A 16169-nucleotide genomic window follows, 5' to 3' on the forward strand; every position below is an offset into this window, starting at 1 on the left:
CCGGTTTGAGTGAGCAGGCGCCCCGGCGCCGGGCCTCACATGCTGCGCCGGTACTGTCCGCCGACCTCGAACAGCGCGTGCGTGATCTGGCCCAGCGAGCAGCAGCGCACCGCGTCCATCAGCACCTCGAAGACGTTCTGGTTCTCGATCACCGCCCGCTGCAGCCGGGCCAGCAGGGCCGGCGACTCGGTGGCGTGGCGGGCATGGAAGTCGGCCAGGCGCTGCAGCTGCGACTGCTTCTCTTCGTCGGTCGAGCGGGCCAGCTCGATGTGCTCGGGCACCGGCTCGCCATGCGGGTTGCGGAAGGTGTTGACGCCGATGATGGGGTACTCGCCGGTGTGCTTGAGCATCTCGTAGTGCATGGACTCTTCCTGGATCTTGCTGCGCTGGTAGCCCGTCTCCATCGCGCCCAGGACGCCGCCACGCTCGGCGATCTTCTCGAACTCGGCCAGCACGGCTTCCTCGACCAGCTCGGTCAGCTCGTCGATCACGAAGGCGCCCTGGTTCGGGTTCTCGTTCTTGGACAGGCCCCACTCGCGGTTGATGATGAGCTGGATGGCCATGGCCCGGCGCACGCTCTCCTCAGTCGGTGTGGTGATGGCCTCGTCGAAGGCGTTGGTGTGCAGCGAGTTGCAGTTGTCGTAGATCGCGATCAGCGCCTGCAGCGTCGTGCGGATGTCGTTGAACTGGATCTCCTGCGCATGCAGGCTGCGGCCGCTGGTCTGGATGTGGTACTTGAGCTTCTGGCTGCGTTCGTTGGCGCCGTACTTCTCCTTCATCGCGACGGCCCAGATGCGCCGCGCGACCCGGCCCAGCACGGTGTATTCCGGGTCCATGCCGTTGGAGAAGAAGAAGCTCAGGTTGGGCGCGAAATCGTCGATGTGCATGCCGCGCGCCAGGTAGGCCTCCACGAAGGTGAAGCCGTTGCTGAGCGTGAAGGCGAGCTGGCTGATCGGGTTCGCGCCGGCCTCGGCGATGTGATAGCCGCTGATCGACACCGAGTAGAAGTTGCGCACGTCGTGGTGCACGAAGTACTGGGCGATGTCGCCCATCACCTTGAGGCTGAACTCGGTCGAGAAGATGCAGGTGTTCTGGCCCTGGTCTTCCTTGAGGATGTCGGCCTGGACCGTGCCGCGCACGTTGGCCAGCACCCAGGCGCGGATCTTGGCGGCCTCGGTGTCGGTGGGCTCGCGGCCGTTGTCGGCCTTGAACTTCGCCAGCTGCTGGTCGATCGCGGTGTTCATGAACATCGCCAGGATCGTCGGCGCCGGGCCGTTGATCGTCATGCTGACGCTGGTCGTCGGCGAGCACAGGTCGAAGCCGTCGTAGAGCACCTTCAGGTCGTCCAGCGTGGCGATGCTGACGCCCGAGTTGCCGACCTTGCCGTAGATGTCCGGACGCGGGTCCGGGTCGTTGCCGTAGAGCGTGACCGAGTCGAAGGCGGTCGACAGGCGCTTGGCCGGCATGCCCTCGCTGACCAGCTTGAAGCGCCGGTTGGTGCGGAAGGCGTCGCCCTCGCCGGCGAACATGCGGGTCGGGTCCTCGCCCTCGCGCTTGAAGGCGAACACGCCGGCGGTGTAGGGGTAGCTGCCGGGCACGTTCTCCAGCATCAGCCACTTCAGGATCTCGCCGTGGTCCTCGTAGGTCGGCAGCACGACCTTGCGGACCTTGTTGCCGCTCAGCGTCGTGTGGGTCAGCTGGGTGCGGATCTCCTTGTCGCGGATCTTCACGACGTACTCGTCGCCGGCATAGGCGGCCTGCATCTGCGGCCACTGTGCCAGCAGCTTGCGGGCGTCGGCGTCGAGCCGGGCCTCGCGCTGGGTCGCCAGGTCGGTGACGGCGTCGCGGGCGCGGTGCTTCTCGGGGATGGCCTCGAACAGCATGCGGGCGCTCGCGCGCAGCTGCTGGACCTCGCGCGCCAGCCGGGCCTGGGCGTGGGCGCGGGCCTTGTAGCCGCGCACCGTGTCGGAGATCTCGGCCAGGTAGCGCACCCGCGCGCCGGGCACCACCGGCGTCTGCTGCGTGCTGTGGCGGGTGTCCACCAGCGGCAGGCTGCCGTCGGCCAGCGCCATGCCGCGCTCGATCAGGCGGGCCTTGAGGGCCTGGTAGAGCGCCGTCACGCCGTCGTCGTTGAAGCGGCTGGCCATGGTGCCGAAGACCGGCATCTGCTCGGGCCGCAGGCCGAAGGCCTCGCGGTTGCGCTGCACCTGCTTGGCGACGTCGCGCAGCGCATCGGCCGCGCCCTTGCGGTCGAACTTGTTGATGGCGACGAACTCGGCGAAGTCGAGCATGTCGATCTTCTCGAGCTGGCTGGCCGCGCCGAACTCGGGCGTCATGACGTAGACCGGCACGTCGACCAGCGGCACGATCGCCGCGTCGCCCTGGCCGATGCCGGAGGTCTCGACCACGATCAGGTCGAAGCCGGCCGCCTGGCAGGCTGCCAGCACGTCGGGCAGCGCCGCGCTGATCTCGCTGCCGGTGTCGCGGGTCGCCAGACTGCGCATGTAGACACGTGCCCCCTGGCGCCAGGGCCCGGTCGCATTCATGCGGATGCGGTCACCCAGTAGCGCGCCGCCGCTCTTGCGCCGCGACGGGTCGATGCTGATGACGGCGATGCGCAGGCGGTCGTCCTGGTCCAGGCGGATGCGCCGGATCAGCTCGTCGGTCAGGCTGGACTTGCCCGCGCCGCCGGTGCCGGTGATGCCGATGACCGGCGCGGCGTTCGCCTTCGCGGCGCCGCGCACGGCCTCCTGCAGGGCCGCGTCGGCCTTGCCGTTCTCGAGCGCGGTGACCAGCTGCGCCAGCGCACGCCAGGCCGACTCGGTGTGGCCCTGCAGCGCGGCGACGTCCGTCGGCGCGTGCGGCGACAGGTCGACGTCGCAGCGCATGACCATCTCGCCGATCATGCCCTGCAGGCCCATGCGCTGGCCGTCCTCCGGGCTGAAGATGCGCACGCCGTGCGCGGCCAGGTCGCGGATCTCGGCCGGCACGATCACGCCGCCGCCGCCGCCGAAGACCTGGATGTGGCCGCCGCCGCGGGCCCGCAGCAGCTCGACCATGTACTTGAAGTACTCGACATGGCCGCCCTGGTAGGAACTGACCGCGATGCCCTGGGCGTCTTCCTGCAGCGCGGCGGTCACGACCTCGTCGACCGAACGGTTGTGGCCCAGGTGGATCACCTCGGCGCCCATGCCCTGCAGGATGCGCCGCATGATGTTGATCGCGGCGTCGTGCCCGTCGAACAGGCTGGCGGCGGTCACGAAACGCACCTTCTGGGTCGGGCGGTAGGTCGCGAGGGCCTGGTAGTCGGCGCTGAGCTGGGTCATGCGGGTCTCCGTGGGGTGGTCCGGGCGGCGGACGGTGCGGGTGGAAACCGATTCTAGATTGACGTTTACGTAAACGTCATGGTGATCGCCCGGGGATGAACGCGGGTTCGCCGCACGTTCCTGGTGCGCCGTGTCGGCTTCCGGTCGTTGCCGAGGATGCGCTTCGGTGCGCCGCGCCCGGGCCGGGCCATCTGGCGTGATGCCCGTCACGCCTGGCAGGGCCCGCGCACCTGGCACGCGACGTGCAATATCCCGGTGGAGACTGCCTCACGGTGGTCTCGCTAGGTGGGACATTTTGGACAACGGCGTCCGATCGTCCCGGCGGCAGGTCGCAAGGCCTGTGGTCGGATCAACGATCGCGACGCCGCTTTTTTGTCCAGCCCTTGTCCGATTCTGATGAACCTGAACTGTGCGTGGCGTCCGGGCATCGTCGACGCTCGGGGCATGAACCTCATCCGTTCGGGGGTGTCAAAACGGCGCAGAATCCGGCCGCCGCCTGCGCCAGCCCGGGCCGAGCGGCCATCAGCGCGAGGGGACACCTTGGGGATTCCGTGCAAGACGGCAGCCGGTCATGCCGAGCTCGTGGCGAGTCAGCGCAGCCTGTCGCAGCGTCATCGCTCGATGCTGCTGCTGGTCGATGGTCGGCGCGATGTCGACGAGGTGCTCCGGCTGGCCCGCCAGCAAGGCGTGTCGCGGGGCTACCTGGACGAGTTGCTGGCCCTGGGCCTAATCGTGGAATGTGCGCCGATGCCGCAGGTGGCCGAGGAGCCGGCCGGCTGGTCGCACCCGGCCTCGCAGGTCCAGCCCGACAGCTCCCGCCCCGACCTGCTCGACACCATCGGCCTCGCGCCGCCGCTGTCGAACACCCAGCTGGCCGATCTGGCCGATGACGACGGCAGCCTGGCGCGTGCGCGCAGCCTGATCCAGCAGGCGCTGCTGTCGCAGGCGCCGGTCAGCGGCGCGGTCACGCTGCTGCGCGTGCGGCGCACCCGCAACCGGCGCGACCTGATGGCGCTGCTGCCCGAGGTCCAGGCCCGGCTGGCGCGGCCGCAGCACCTGGCCGAGGCGCGCCAGCTGATCTCGCAGGTCGAGCGCCTGCTGGCCGGTTGATCCGGGCTAGCACGCGCGTCGCCTGTCCGTCAGCGGGACAGCCCCGCAGCAGGCACTCACCGACCGCCCGTTACGATCGCGGCCCCGCCCGGGTGGTCGTCCTGACCGGCCCGGACCGATCCCACCGCTGCGGCCTTTCATGAGTTTTCTCGCCCTCGACATCGGCAACACCCGCCTCAAGTGGGGCCTGTACGACGCCGCCGCACCGGGCGCGACGCTGCTGGCGCATGGCGCCGTCTTCCTCGAGACCATCGACCAGCTGGCCGACAGCGACTGGGCCGACCTGCCCGCGCCGGTCGCGATGCTGGGCTGCGTCGTCGCCGGTGACGCGGTGCGGCGACGGGTCGAGGAACAGCTCGAGCTGTGGGACCTGACGCCGCAGTGGGTCGTCCCGCAGGCGACCGGCGGCGGCATCATCAACCGCTACGAGCACCCCAGCCGGCTGGGCAGCGACCGCTGGGTCGCGATGGTCGGGGCCCGCGCCCGCCTGCAGGCGGCCACGCCCGAGGGCCAGCCGGTGCCGCCGGCCGTCGTCGTGATGGTCGGCACGGCGGTCACGGTCGATGCGCTGGACCCGTCGGGCTGTTTCCTCGGCGGCCTGATCCTGCCGGGCTTCGGCCTGATGCTGAAGGCGCTGGAATCCGGCACCGCCGGCCTGCGCGTGCCGACCGGCGAGGTGCAGGACTTCCCGACCAACACCAGCGACGCGCTGATGAGCGGTGGCGCCAGCGCCATCGCCGGCGCGGTCGAGCGCATGCACCGCCAGCTGACGCTGCGCTGCGGCGTCGCCCCGCGCATCCTGATGAGCGGCGGCGCGGCGGTGAAGCTCGCGCAGATCCTGCACGACCGCGAGATCGAGGTGGTCGACACGCTGGTCTTCGAGGGCCTGCTGCGCCTGGCCCGCGAACGCAGCCTGGCGGTGCCGATCTGAACGACGGCGCTGGCCGGACGCTTCAGGGCGGCCGGTGCGCGAACCAGCTGCGTGCCAGGTGCCCGGCGGCCACGGCGAGGGCCAGCAGCACGAAGCCCCAGCGCCAGGCACCGGCTGGCAGCAGGCGGCTGGCATCGGGCCGCTGGACCGATGCGGTCGGCGTGTCGTCCGGGTCCTCGTCGGGCAAGGCCAGCGCCCCGCCGTCGTAGTCGGCCAGCGCGCGCCGCGCCGCATCGACCTCGTCGGCCGGCACCAGCACCCGCACGCCGCCGACGGCCTGCGTCATCCACGGGTCGGCCTGGATGAAATTGGCGTCGGCCACGCGGGCGCTCAGGCCGACCGAGGCCAGCATGCCCTGCATCAGGTGCGCCTCGGTCGGCGTGGCACAGGTGGCGATGCGCACGAAGTCGCCGGCTTGCTTGTCCATGCGCCCGATCCTGTCACGTGGCGCTGTCCTTGCGGGTGCGGTGTGACGGGCGTTGCGCGGCCAGCGCCTTGTCCTGCGCCAGCCGCAGCCGCGTGATGCGCTCGATCAGGTCCAGCGGCAGCGGCTGGTCGAGCGGGAAGCGCAGGTTGCCCTTCTCGCCCGCGTAGGGCGCGGCCTCCCGTTCCAGCGCGGCATCGCCACGCACCGGCGGGTAGAAGCCGATGTGGTGCTTGAAGCCGGCGAAATAGACCAGCACGCCCTGCTGGCGGAAGGCCGGGATGCGGTAGCTGATGACTTCACGGGCCTCCGGCGCAGCCCGCCGCACGGCCGCGCGGACCTGCTCCAGCAGCGGCCGGACCGCCTCGGGCTGGGCGGCGATGTAGGCGTCGATCGGAGACGGATCCGGGTCGAGGTTCATCGCCGATCTCGCGGGGCGCGTGGGCCGGGCTCAGGGCGCCGAGGGTGCGGGCATCAGCGTGGCGGTCAGCGCTGCGCTCATGTCCTGGTCCAGCGTGTCGACGCCCTTGATGACCCAGCGGCCGCCATTGCGCCAGAGGGTCTGTGCATGGGCCAGGCGGGTCGATGTGCGGGTGTCCACCACCCGGACATCGATGCTGGCCTCGGTGCCACCTTCGAGCACCCACGGCAGGCCGATCTCGATGCGCGGGCCCAGCTCGCGCACGACCACCAGCAGCAGCAGGTCCGGTGCATCCGGCCCGGAACCGGGCAGGCGCTGCAGCTCGGCATCGTTGGACAGCGGCTGGGTGGCCGACAGGCGGTGGATGCCGCGCACGGCCAGGCAGTCGGTGCGGGCGACGAAGTCCTGGATGCCACGCAGCGCGGCGGCCTCGCGCCGCATCGGCTCCTTCTGGTCGACGCGCCATTGCGGCGCCCAGTAGATCTGCGCCGACAGCGGGGGCGCACCGCGCTGGCACAGCGGTCCGCGCAGGAGTTCACCGGTCGATGCGACCTGCGTCGAGGCGCAGCCGCCGAGGAGCAGGGCGGCAGAGGCGCCCAACAGGCCGAACACGTGACGAAGAGGAGTCATGCCGGCATTGCAGCAGAGCCCCATGACAGCCGCATCGGGGCTAGCCACACGGCACCGGCTGCGGTTCATCCCCTTCGGTTTGACCGCGAAGGCAGGAGATGCGCTCAGGGCTGGATCTGTTCCTGGGCCTCGATGAAGGCGCGCCGGAAGGCCATCGGGTCGGAGATGCCGGCGATCGGCGCCTGCGGGTTGCCGGCGCCGGCAATGATCAGCGTGCCGTGGTTGAACATCCGGCCGAGGATGTCCTGGTCGACCTGGATGCTCTCGACCTTGTTGATGTTGATCTCGACGGTGCTGCGCCGGATCAGGCCCGACTTGACGATCACGCGGCGGGTCGTGACGGCCAGCTCGGTCGTGCGGTAGCGGACCCAGGCCTTGACCAGGAAGATCAGCCCGAGCCCGAAGGCCGGCAGCAGCAGCACGCCCAGGGCGAGCAGGTGGGCCAGCGACCACAGGCTGATGCGGCCCATGTGGACGATCCTCTCGTCCTGGACCAGGGCGCCTTCGACGTAGCTTGTCATGGTGGAAGAGCTTGGGGTGGGGAGGTTGGGGCGGGCAGGTTATCAGCTTGCCGCCGTCGCCAGACCCGCAGCGGGGCCAGTTCCTCGAAACCGGCGGCCCGCGCCAGGTGCAGGTCCTCGCCCCGTTCGTAGCCCACCAACGGGCGGCCGGGAAAGGCCGCAGCCGCGGCATCCGCCAGCTCGACCCACGCCTGCGCCGGATCGCCCGAACACACGAACAGGTTGGACAGGCCGACCACGCCCGGCGAGCGGTTGGCGATGGCACCCGCGACGATGCGTCCGTGCCGATCCAGGCGGCCGAGGAAGGCATGGGCGGGATCGTCCCAGACGGCGTCCGGGAACTGGCGCCAGGGCAGTTCGGGCGGAGCGTTCCTTTCCGAGTCCAGTCCGTGCCAGCCGGCTTCCCAGCGCAGTCGGTCGCGCGGTGCCATCAGGCGCACGACCGGCGCCGCCAGCACCGCGCAGTCGGGCCGTGGCTCGCGCCAGGTCCAGTCCGCGCTGAACAGCTCGTCCCAGCCGGCCGGGCCGAGGTCGAAGGCGGCGTGGCTGTCCTTGATCGTCCAGTCCGGCGAACGGGCGGTTGATGACAGCTCGGCGAGCCGGGCGTCCAGCGCGTCGCGGCCGAGGTCGGCCGCGATCGTCACCAGCCTGGAATGGAACGGGGGCGGTGGGTGTGGCGTGAGCCAGGCGTCACGGCCGATCACGCCGCCCGCGCCATGGGCAGCGCAGACCGCCTGGCACCAGCAGGCGTTGTTCAGCGCGGCGAGTTCGATCCGTTGATGCGCGTCGGCGGCTACGACGGCCATCTCAGCGGTTCGGCAGGCCGGCGAGCTGCCGGTCGTGCAGGCGCGACAGCAGGGCCAGCGCGCAGACCGAGCCGATCAGCGCAAAGAACATGTCCGACTGGGTGTCCCACGGATCGCCCTGCGTGCCGAGGAACTCGTCCGCACCCTGGCCCAGGGCCAGCGCCGCGCCCCATTCGATGAGTTCGTAGCTCGCGCTGATGGCCAGCACGATGCACACCACGAGGAAGGACAGCATGCGGCCGCCCTGCACATGGCGACCTCGGATCAGGATCTCGCGCGCGGCCAGCGCCGGCACAAGGCCCTGCATGAAGTGGCCGATCTTGTCGTAGGGGTTGCGCTGCAGGCCCAGCCAGTCGGCGATCTGGAAGCCCAGCGGCACGCGCGCATAGCTGTGGGCCCCGCCCAGCATCAGCACGCCCGCGTGGACGAAGATGCCGACATAGAGCAGCGTGGTCAGCGGATGTCGCGCCCGGGTCGCCACCAGCACCGGCACGGCGATGAGCACCGGTGCGACCTCCATCCACCGGGTGGCGCGGTCAAAGGGTGAGGCGCCGGACCAGGCCAGCAGGCCGGCGATGACGGCGAGTGCGACGAGCAGCGTGCGGTCCGAGGGCGTGGCGGGCATCGGCGCGTCAGCCCGGGATCTCGGCCTCGACCAGCTGGGCCAGCAGCGTCAGCGATTCCTGCCAGCCCAGGTGGCAGGCCTCGACCGGGATCACGTCCGGGATGCCTTCCTGCAGCACGTCCAGTTCGGTGCCGCAGAAGACCTTCCGGAAGCTCAGCGTGACGGTCAGCGTGCCGGGCAGGTTGGGGTCGTCGAACACGTCGGTGTGACGGATGCGCTCGTGCGGCACCAGCTCCAGGTACTCGCCGCCGAAGGATTGGCTCTGACCGTTCGAGAAGTTGGTGAAGGACATCCGGTAGGACCCGCCGACCCGCGCATCGAGGTGATGCACCTGGGCCGTGAAGCCATGCGGCGGCAGCCACTTGACCAGCGCATCCGCATCCAGGAACGCACGGTAGACCCGCTCGGGCGGGGCCTTGAGGACGCGGTGCAGGCGGATGGTGTTGGGCATCTCAGGGTCTCCGGTCGTGGCGTGGAGGCGTCCGGAAGACGGACGCCGGGCGGGCCAGTCTAGGTCCCGTCGCCCGGATCGCCCTGCATCGCGCCGAAGGTGGCGCCGCAGGTCAGCGCTGGAGCCTCACAGCACGTAGCGCGACAGGTCCTCGTTCGCCGCCAGGTCCGCCAGGCGGGCGTCGACCGTGGCCGCGTCGATGGTGACGGTCTGTCCGGCGCGGGCCGGGGCGTCGAAGCTGATCTCGTCGAGCAGGCGTTCGAGCACGGTCGACAGGCGGCGCGCGCCGATGTTCTCGGTGCGCTCGTTGACGTCGCAGGCGATCTGGGCGAGGCGGCGGATGGCGTCGGGGGCCACCTCCAGCGTCACGCCCTCGGTCGCCAGCAGGGCCTGGTACTGCTTGATCAGGCTGGCGTCGGTGCGGGTCAGGATGGCCTCGAAGTCCTCGACCGACAGGGCCTGCAGCTCGACGCGGATCGGGAAGCGGCCCTGCAGCTCGGGGATCAGGTCGCTGGGCTTGGACAGGTGGAAGGCGCCCGAGGCGATGAACAGGATGTGGTCGGTGTGGACCAGGCCGTGCTTGGTCTGCACCGCCGTGCCCTCGACCAGCGGCAGCAGGTCGCGCTGCACGCCCTGGCGGCTGACCTCGGCGCCGCTGCCGCCACCGTCGTGGTTGCGGCTGGCAACCTTGTCGATCTCGTCGAGGAAGACGATGCCGTTCTGCTCCGCGTTGGCGACGGCGCGGGTGCGGATCTCGTCCTCGTTGACGAGCTTGCCGGCTTCCTCGTCGACCAGCAGCTGGCGGGCCTCGGCGATCTTCACCTTGCGGGTCGTGCGCCGGCCCTGGCCCATCTGCGCGAACAGGCCCTTGAGCTGGTCGGCCATGCCGTCCATGCCGGCGGGTGCCATCACGTCCAGCGTGGGCTTGGCGTCGGCCAGGTCGATCTCGATCTCCTTGTCGTCCAGCACCCCTTCGCGCAGGCGCTTGCGCATGACCTGGCGGGCGGTGCTGTCGGGCGTCGGCGTGGGCGCAGGGGCGGGCTCGGCGGCGAAGCCGAACAGGCTGTCGGGTGCGCGCGCGGCGCTGCGCGGCGGCGGCACCAGGGCGTCGAGGATGCGGTCCTCGGCGGCGTCCTCGGCACGGCCGCGCAGCGCGACGACCTGGCGCTCGCGCTCTTGCTTGATGGCGCTCTCGATGAGGTCGCGCACGATGCTGTCGACGTCCTTGCCGACGTAGCCGACCTCGGTGAACTTGGTCGCCTCGACCTTGATGAAGGGCGCATCGGCGAGGCGGGCCAGCCGGCGCGCGATCTCGGTCTTGCCGACGCCGGTCGGGCCGATCATCAGGATGTTCTTGGGCGTGATCTCGGCACGCAGCGCGCCGTCGACCTGCTGGCGACGCCAGCGGTTGCGCAGCGCGATGGCGACGGCGCGCTTGGCGCCGTGCTGGCCGACGATGTGGCGGTCGAGTTCGGCGACGATCTCTTGCGGGGTCAGGGCCATGGCGGGCTCGGTCGGTTCGGGCTCAGTCCAGCGTCTCGATGACGTGCGACTGGTTGGTGTAAATGCACAGGTCGCCGGCGATCTCCAGCGAGCGCTTGACGATCTCGGCCGGGCTCTGCTGGGTGTGCTCGTGCAGCGCGCGGGCGGCCGCCTGGGCGTAGGCGCCACCCGATCCGATCGCGACGATGCCGTGCTCGGGCTCCAGCACGTCGCCGTTGCCGGTGATGATCAGCGAGGCGGTCCGGTCGGCCACGGCGAGCATGGCTTCGAGCTTGCGCAGCACGCGGTCGGTGCGCCAGTCGCGCGTCAGCTCGACGGCGGCGCGCACCAGGTGGCCCTGATGCTTCTCGAGCTTGGCCTCGAAGCGCTCGAACAGCGTGAAGGCGTCGGCGGTGGCGCCGGCGAAGCCCGCCAGCACCTGGTCGCGGTAGAGCTTGCGGACCTTGCGGGCGCTGGACTTGACGACGATGTGGCCGAGCGTGACCTGGCCGTCGCCGCCCATCGCGACCTGCTGGCCGCGTCGCACGCTGAGGATGGTGGTGCCGTGGAAGGATTCCATGAGGAGGGGCGCCAGCGGGGCCGGCGCGCAGCGGGGGAAGACAGAGGAGAACGAGAAGCTGGCGGCTCAGGCCGGACGCTCAAGCCCGGGCCGGCCGGCCGCGGGCCGAGCCGGGGGCCGTGTGCTCAGATGTTGCGCACCGTCACGCGGGCGTGTTCGGTGATGCCCATGGCGCCGCAGAACAGCGCGACCAGCCGGTGCGCGTCGATGAAGCTGACGCTGCGGTTCTCGGTGCGGCGCGCCAGCACCCAGTTGAGCAGGTCACCGGCGGCGATGAAGTCGATGCGGATCAGGCGGGCGCAGGAGACCTGGATCATCGAGGCCGCGCCGGCCTTGCTCTCCAGGCCCTTGAGCAGCGCCCCGATGTCGCCGACCAGCTGGCCGTTGAGCTCGACGGTGGCGACCATCGGCACGCTGTCCTCGACCGGTTCGGACTCGGGGAAGGCCATGCCGCCTTCGGCCGGCTGGGTCGGCGGGGAGACGGTCACGCCGCTGCCGCCGGAGACGCGCAGCGAGCAGCGCGCGGTCGACCACGACGGCGGCGAGACCTCGTAGGTCAGGCAGTAGTCGATCGCGGCCTGGTCGAAGTCGGGCGCGCGGTTGGCCAGGCGCAGGGCTTCGAGTCGCAGCAGCCAGTGGGCCGGGTCGGCGTTGCGGCTGTTGGGCGGCGCGAGCTCGGCCAGCAGGCTGAAGAACTTCTCGCCGCCGATCCAGCGCATCTCGATCGGCTCGTTCGACCAGTCGGTCAACAGCTTGGTCAGCGCGGCGCTGGCCTGGGCATCGATGCGGCGCACCTGGCGCCAGTCCAGCACCCAGGGCAGCGGCATGTGCAACAGCTGGTTGCGCAGCGCCTGGACGGCCGGCACGTCGACGCTCTCGGGAGCGACCCAGCCGATCGAGCCGTCGATCTGCGAGGGCTTGCGGGCGGTGCGCGGCGCGTCGCCGGCGGCGGCCTCGGCCACCATCCGCGGCAGCGAGAACCACTGCGGCGGCGACCAGCCGAAACGCTGCACATAGTCCATCGCCAGGGCGTCGAACTTGGCCTGCAGGCCGGTGGCACGGTAGAGGTCGAACAGCGCGAACCAGGTCTCGGCATGCTGCGAGCGCTGCTGGCCGGGCGAGATCAGGCCCTGCAGCGTGCGCTCGCACTGCTCGAAGTCGGCGTTGGCGAAGGCAATCACCGCCTCGTCCAGCTCCGGGTCGTGGGCCAGTTCGGTGACCTCGACCGCGAAGGCGTTGGAGCCTTCGCCCAGGCCCATCAGCGGCGACAACGCCGAGATGCCCTTGCTCATCATCTGGGCCGGCGCGTTCGGGTCGCCGGTGACATCGGCTTCCGGATTGGGCAGGTGCAGCTGCAGCGAGCCCTCGAGCATTTGCATCGGCGTGGTCGGCTTGAAGGCATCGGCGACGTGCGCCGGCATCATGACCTGAGGGGCGGTGGTGGCCGCGAAGAAGGAGTCGGACATCGACGGCGTGGTCGAACGCATCACCGCCGCGCCGCGCCGGCTGCTGCCGGACTCGCCGACCATCATGCGTTCGATCGCGTCGATCTTGTCCTTGACGTCGCCGTCCGCGCGCGCACCGCTGTCCTGCGTGCGCACCTCGGAATCGTCCAGGTGCGACAGGCCTTCCAGGCCGGCGATGCCTTCGCCGGTGAGGCCTTCGCGCCGGATCTTGCGGAGCATGTCGAACTCGCGCTTGCGCACGAAGTCGTTGCGGCGCTTGCGCTCGATCATGGCCTTGAGCTCGGTCTTGGCCTGATCGTCTTCCTTGTGCTCTTGAGGGTTGCCGTTCAGGTCTGCCCAGTCGGTGGTCGGGTTGAGCGCGAACCGCACCACCTTGCGGAGGAAGCCGCTCTTCTGGGGTTCCTTGGGTTCAGACATGAGGGCTGTGCGAGGCCGCGCGCAAGAGGCTGATCGGAGGGTGGCTGCGGCGGGTGCGCCGGGTCAATCGCCGAACAGTTTCTGCTTCAGCTCCCGGCGCTGTTGCGCTTCGAGAGAAAGTGTAGCGGTGGGTCGCGCCAGCAGCCGGCCGAGACCGATGGGTTCACCTGTTTCATCGCAGTAACCGTAGTCACCAGATTCGATCCGCGACAGGGCCTGCGAGATCTTCTTGAGCAGCTTGCGCTCGCGGTCCCGGGTGCGCAGCTCGAGGGCGTGCTCTTCCTCGATCGTGGCGCGGTCGGCCGGGTCGGGGACGATGGAGGTGTCCTCGCGCAGGTGCTCGGTGGTCTCTCCCGCGTTGCTCAGCAGGTCGTTCTTCTGGGCTTCCAGTCGGACGCGGAAGAACTCGAGCTGCTTCTCGTTCATGTACTCGCTGTCGGGCATGGCGAGCAGCTCGGCATCGCTCATGTCGCGGCCGGACTTGGTCTTCCAGGCATTGGCGAGTTTCGGGTCGGCTTTCTGGGCCGCACGGGTGGCTTCGTTCACGGGCATGGGACGACTCGAGGAGGTTGGCAGGTTGGAGGGCGCTGCGACCACCAGGGCGGTCGAACTGCGGACATCTCGGGCCGAGCCGGATGTGTTTCTGTTGCTTGTGTCGAGACGCCGGCCAGCTCGTCGCGGACGAGTTGCCGGCCGGTCTCAGGCGCCGGCACCGACCTGGACTCGGCTGAGTCGCTGCGATGCTCCTGGCCCCTTCGGGCGCGCGGATTGTAGCCACGCAGCCCTGACGCGCACCGGGGGATCGAGGCGCGTGTCATGGCAGCGTGGTGCCGATCACACCAGGCAGTGTTCCAGCCCTTGCTGGAACACCTCGCGGGGCAGGTCGATGCCGATGAACACCATCTTGCTGCCGCGTTCCTCATCGGCGGCCCACTTCGGGCCCAGGTCGCTGCCCATCAGCTGGTGCACGCCCTGGAAGATGACCTTGCGGTCGGTGCCCTGCATCAGCAGCACACCCTTGTAGCGCAGCATCTTCGGACCGTAGATCTGCACGATCGAGCCGAGGAAGTCCTCGAGCTTGGCCGGGCTGAAGGCTCGGTTCGAACGGAACACGAAGGACTTCACGTCGTCGTCGTGGTGGTGATGGTGCGGGTGGTCGCAGTGCTCGCCGTGCGCGTGGTCGTGGTGGTCATGATCGTGCGCGGGTCCATGGCCGTCGCCGCTCAGGAACTCGGGATCGATCTCGAGCTTGGCGTTGAGGTTGAAGCCGCGCAGGTCGAAGACCTCGGCAATCGACACCTCGCCGAAGTGGACGCGGCTCTGGGGTGCGCGCGGGTTCATGTGCTTGAGGCGATGCACCAGCGCGTCGACCGCGGCCGGATCGGCGATGTCGGTCTTGCTGATGAAGATCTGGTCGGCGAACCCGACCTGACGGCGCGCTTCCTGGCGGTCATCGAGCTGCTGCCCGGCATGCTTGGCATCGACCAGGGTCAGGACCGAATCGAGCAGGTAGCTCTCGGCGATCTCGTCGTCCATGAAGAAGGTCTGTGCCACGGGGCCCGGGTCGGCCAGGCCGGTGGTCTCGATCACGACCCGGTCGAACTGCAGCTCGCCCTTGCGGCGGCGCTGTGCCAGGTCGTTGAGCGTGGCGCGCAGGTCCTCGCGGATGGTGCAGCAGATGCAGCCGTTGCTCATCTGGATGATCTGTTCCTCGGTCTCGGCCACGAGGATGTCGTTGTCGATGTTCTCCTCGCCGAACTCGTTCTCGATCACCGCGATCTTCTGACCATGGGCCTCGGAGAGCACGCGCTTGAGCAGCGTCGTCTTGCCCGAGCCGAGGAAGCCGGTGAGGATGGTGGCGGGGATGAGGCCGGTGGACATGGAGATCGACTTTCGCAGGAAATGACGGGGCCGGCGCGCGGTGGCGCGGAGCAGCCCCCTGACATGGGGATCATGCACTGTCTGTCAAGGGTCAGGTGTCGTCAAGGCGCGGTGACAGGGGCTCGAACCGCCTGGGATGTAACGACCATCGGGTATTCTTGGCGCGTCCCAACTTCCGGCACCAGGCCGTGTCCGAACCTCAGCCAGGTTCGCGTTCCGCACGCGAATCGGGGCGTTCCAGCCCCCAAGACCGGCGCTCGCTGTTCGAGCGCGTCCTCGAGTTCATCTCGCCCGGCCCGGACTCCACCGACGAGTTGATCGAGACCCTGGCCGACGCCGAGAAGCGCGAGCTGATCGACCCCGAATCGCGCGCCATGCTCGAAGGGGTGATCCGGATGGCGGCGCTGACCGCTGGCGACGCGATGGTCGCCGCGCCCCGGATGGACCTGCTCGACATCGCCGCTCCCTACGACGAGCTGCTGGCCAATGTCATCGACTGCGCGCACTCGCGCTTCCCGGTCTACGACGGCGAGCGCGAGAACATCATCGGCATCCTGCTGGCCAAGGACCTGCTCAAGCTGCAGCGCGCGCCCGAGCTGAACCTTCGCACGCTGCTGCGCCCGGCCGTGTTCGTGCCCGAGTCCAAGGGCCTCAACGAGCTGCTGCGCGACTTCCGCTCCAACCGCAACCACCTCGCGCTGGTGGTCGACGAGTTCGGCCGCGTCGCCGGGCTGATCACCATCGAGGACGTGCTCGAGGAGATCGTCGGCGAGATCGAGGACGAGTTCGACGAGAAGGACGCCGAGGCCGGCATCTACACGCTGGCCGATGGCAGCCAGCGCGTTGCCGGTGATGCCCACATCCAGGCGGTGGCCGAGACCTTCGCGGTCGAGCTGCCGGCCGAGGGCTTCGAGACCATCGGCGGCCTGGTCGCTCATCAGCATGGCCAGGTGCCGCGCCGGGGCGAGGCGGTCGAGATCGCCGGCCTGCTCTTCACCGTCATGCTGACGCGGGGTGGTGCGGTGCGCTGGTTCAAGGTCACCCGTGCAGCGGCCAGTACGCGCACCGTCGACGCCTGAGCGGGCGTCCTTGCCTGTC

Annotated in this window: 16 protein-coding genes; 3 read left to right on the forward strand and 13 right to left on the reverse strand. The window is 69.8% G+C overall.

Annotation, left to right across the window (positions count from 1 at the left end):
* Window positions 1-35 precede the first annotated feature (35 nt).
* Complete coding sequence (icmF, locus tag Q8X39_RS17760; protein ID WP_305751029.1) at window positions 36-3326, reverse strand: fused isobutyryl-CoA mutase/GTPase IcmF; 3291 nt, start codon at window positions 3324-3326, stop codon at window positions 36-38.
* A gap of 582 nt (window positions 3327-3908) precedes the next feature.
* On the opposite strand from icmF, the gene Q8X39_RS17765 reads away from it, so the two are divergent.
* Together Q8X39_RS17765 and Q8X39_RS17770 are read left to right on the forward strand one after the other, a co-directional pair.
* On the forward strand, window positions 3909-4436 hold the full coding sequence (locus Q8X39_RS17765) for a hypothetical protein (protein WP_305751030.1): 528 nt from the start codon (window positions 3909-3911) through the stop codon (window positions 4434-4436).
* A 139-nt stretch (window positions 4437-4575) separates the two neighbouring features.
* Window positions 4576-5367: a type III pantothenate kinase gene (locus tag Q8X39_RS17770; RefSeq protein ID WP_305751031.1), complete on the forward strand. Its 792-nt coding sequence runs from the start codon at window positions 4576-4578 to the stop codon at window positions 5365-5367.
* Window positions 5368-5389: 22 nt separating this feature from the next.
* Here Q8X39_RS17770 and Q8X39_RS17775 read toward each other — a convergent pair whose 3' ends face one another.
* The 12 genes from Q8X39_RS17775 to Q8X39_RS17830 all read right to left on the reverse strand — a co-directional run bounded on the left by Q8X39_RS17775 (window position 5390) and on the right by Q8X39_RS17830 (window position 15071).
* On the reverse strand, window positions 5390-5794 hold the full coding sequence (locus tag Q8X39_RS17775) for a putative signal transducing protein (RefSeq protein ID WP_305751032.1): 405 nt from the start codon (window positions 5792-5794) through the stop codon (window positions 5390-5392).
* Between the two features lie 13 nt (window positions 5795-5807).
* Window positions 5808-6212 (reverse strand): iron chaperone, encoded by a 405-nt coding sequence (locus tag Q8X39_RS17780; RefSeq protein WP_305751033.1) that lies wholly within the window; start codon window positions 6210-6212, stop codon window positions 5808-5810.
* Between the two features lie 30 nt (window positions 6213-6242).
* A complete protein-coding gene (locus Q8X39_RS17785) occupies window positions 6243-6842 on the reverse strand; it encodes a hypothetical protein (protein ID WP_305751034.1) in 600 nt (199 codons plus the stop codon).
* Window positions 6843-6946: 104 nt separating this feature from the next.
* Complete coding sequence (locus tag Q8X39_RS17790; RefSeq protein WP_305751035.1) at window positions 6947-7363, reverse strand: PH domain-containing protein; 417 nt, start codon at window positions 7361-7363, stop codon at window positions 6947-6949.
* Entirely contained in the window at window positions 7360-8169 is an 810-nt protein-coding gene (locus tag Q8X39_RS17795; RefSeq protein WP_305751036.1) for a hypothetical protein, read from the reverse strand. The genes Q8X39_RS17790 and Q8X39_RS17795 overlap by 4 nt, the downstream gene beginning before the upstream one ends.
* 1 nt (window position 8170) lies before the next feature.
* Window positions 8171-8794 (reverse strand): DUF2238 domain-containing protein, encoded by a 624-nt coding sequence (locus Q8X39_RS17800; protein ID WP_305751037.1) that lies wholly within the window; start codon window positions 8792-8794, stop codon window positions 8171-8173.
* 7 nt (window positions 8795-8801) lie between these two features.
* Window positions 8802-9245 (reverse strand): SRPBCC family protein, encoded by a 444-nt coding sequence (locus tag Q8X39_RS17805; RefSeq protein ID WP_305751038.1) that lies wholly within the window; start codon window positions 9243-9245, stop codon window positions 8802-8804.
* 126 nt (window positions 9246-9371) lie between these two features.
* The gene (gene hslU / locus Q8X39_RS17810; RefSeq protein ID WP_305751039.1) at window positions 9372-10748 is read right to left on the reverse strand and encodes an ATP-dependent protease ATPase subunit HslU; all 1377 of its coding nucleotides are present in this window, start codon (window positions 10746-10748) and stop codon (window positions 9372-9374) included.
* Window positions 10749-10770: 22 nt separating this feature from the next.
* Window positions 10771-11307 carry an ATP-dependent protease subunit HslV gene (hslV, locus tag Q8X39_RS17815; protein ID WP_305751040.1) on the reverse strand — a complete coding sequence of 179 codons (537 nt, stop codon included), beginning with the start codon at window positions 11305-11307 and terminating at the stop codon, window positions 10771-10773.
* A 125-nt stretch (window positions 11308-11432) separates the two neighbouring features.
* Window positions 11433-13190, reverse strand: a complete 1758-nt coding sequence (locus Q8X39_RS17820) for a hypothetical protein (RefSeq protein ID WP_305751041.1) — start codon at window positions 13188-13190, stop codon at window positions 11433-11435.
* 63 nt (window positions 13191-13253) lie between these two features.
* Window positions 13254-13742 carry an RNA polymerase-binding protein DksA gene (gene dksA, locus Q8X39_RS17825; protein ID WP_305751042.1) on the reverse strand — a complete coding sequence of 163 codons (489 nt, stop codon included), beginning with the start codon at window positions 13740-13742 and terminating at the stop codon, window positions 13254-13256.
* Between the two features lie 282 nt (window positions 13743-14024).
* Window positions 14025-15071 carry a CobW family GTP-binding protein gene (locus Q8X39_RS17830; protein ID WP_305751043.1) on the reverse strand — a complete coding sequence of 349 codons (1047 nt, stop codon included), beginning with the start codon at window positions 15069-15071 and terminating at the stop codon, window positions 14025-14027.
* Between the two features lie 188 nt (window positions 15072-15259).
* Here Q8X39_RS17830 and Q8X39_RS17835 point away from each other — a divergent pair, with 188 nt between their 5' ends.
* A complete protein-coding gene (locus Q8X39_RS17835; protein ID WP_305751044.1) occupies window positions 15260-16150 on the forward strand; it encodes an HlyC/CorC family transporter in 891 nt (296 codons plus the stop codon).
* The last annotated feature ends 19 nt before the right edge of the window (window positions 16151-16169 follow it).

It is taken from the genome of Leptothrix discophora (genome assembly GCF_030705305.1).
Classification (GTDB): Bacteria; Pseudomonadota; Gammaproteobacteria; order Burkholderiales; family Burkholderiaceae_C; genus Sphaerotilus; species Sphaerotilus discophorus.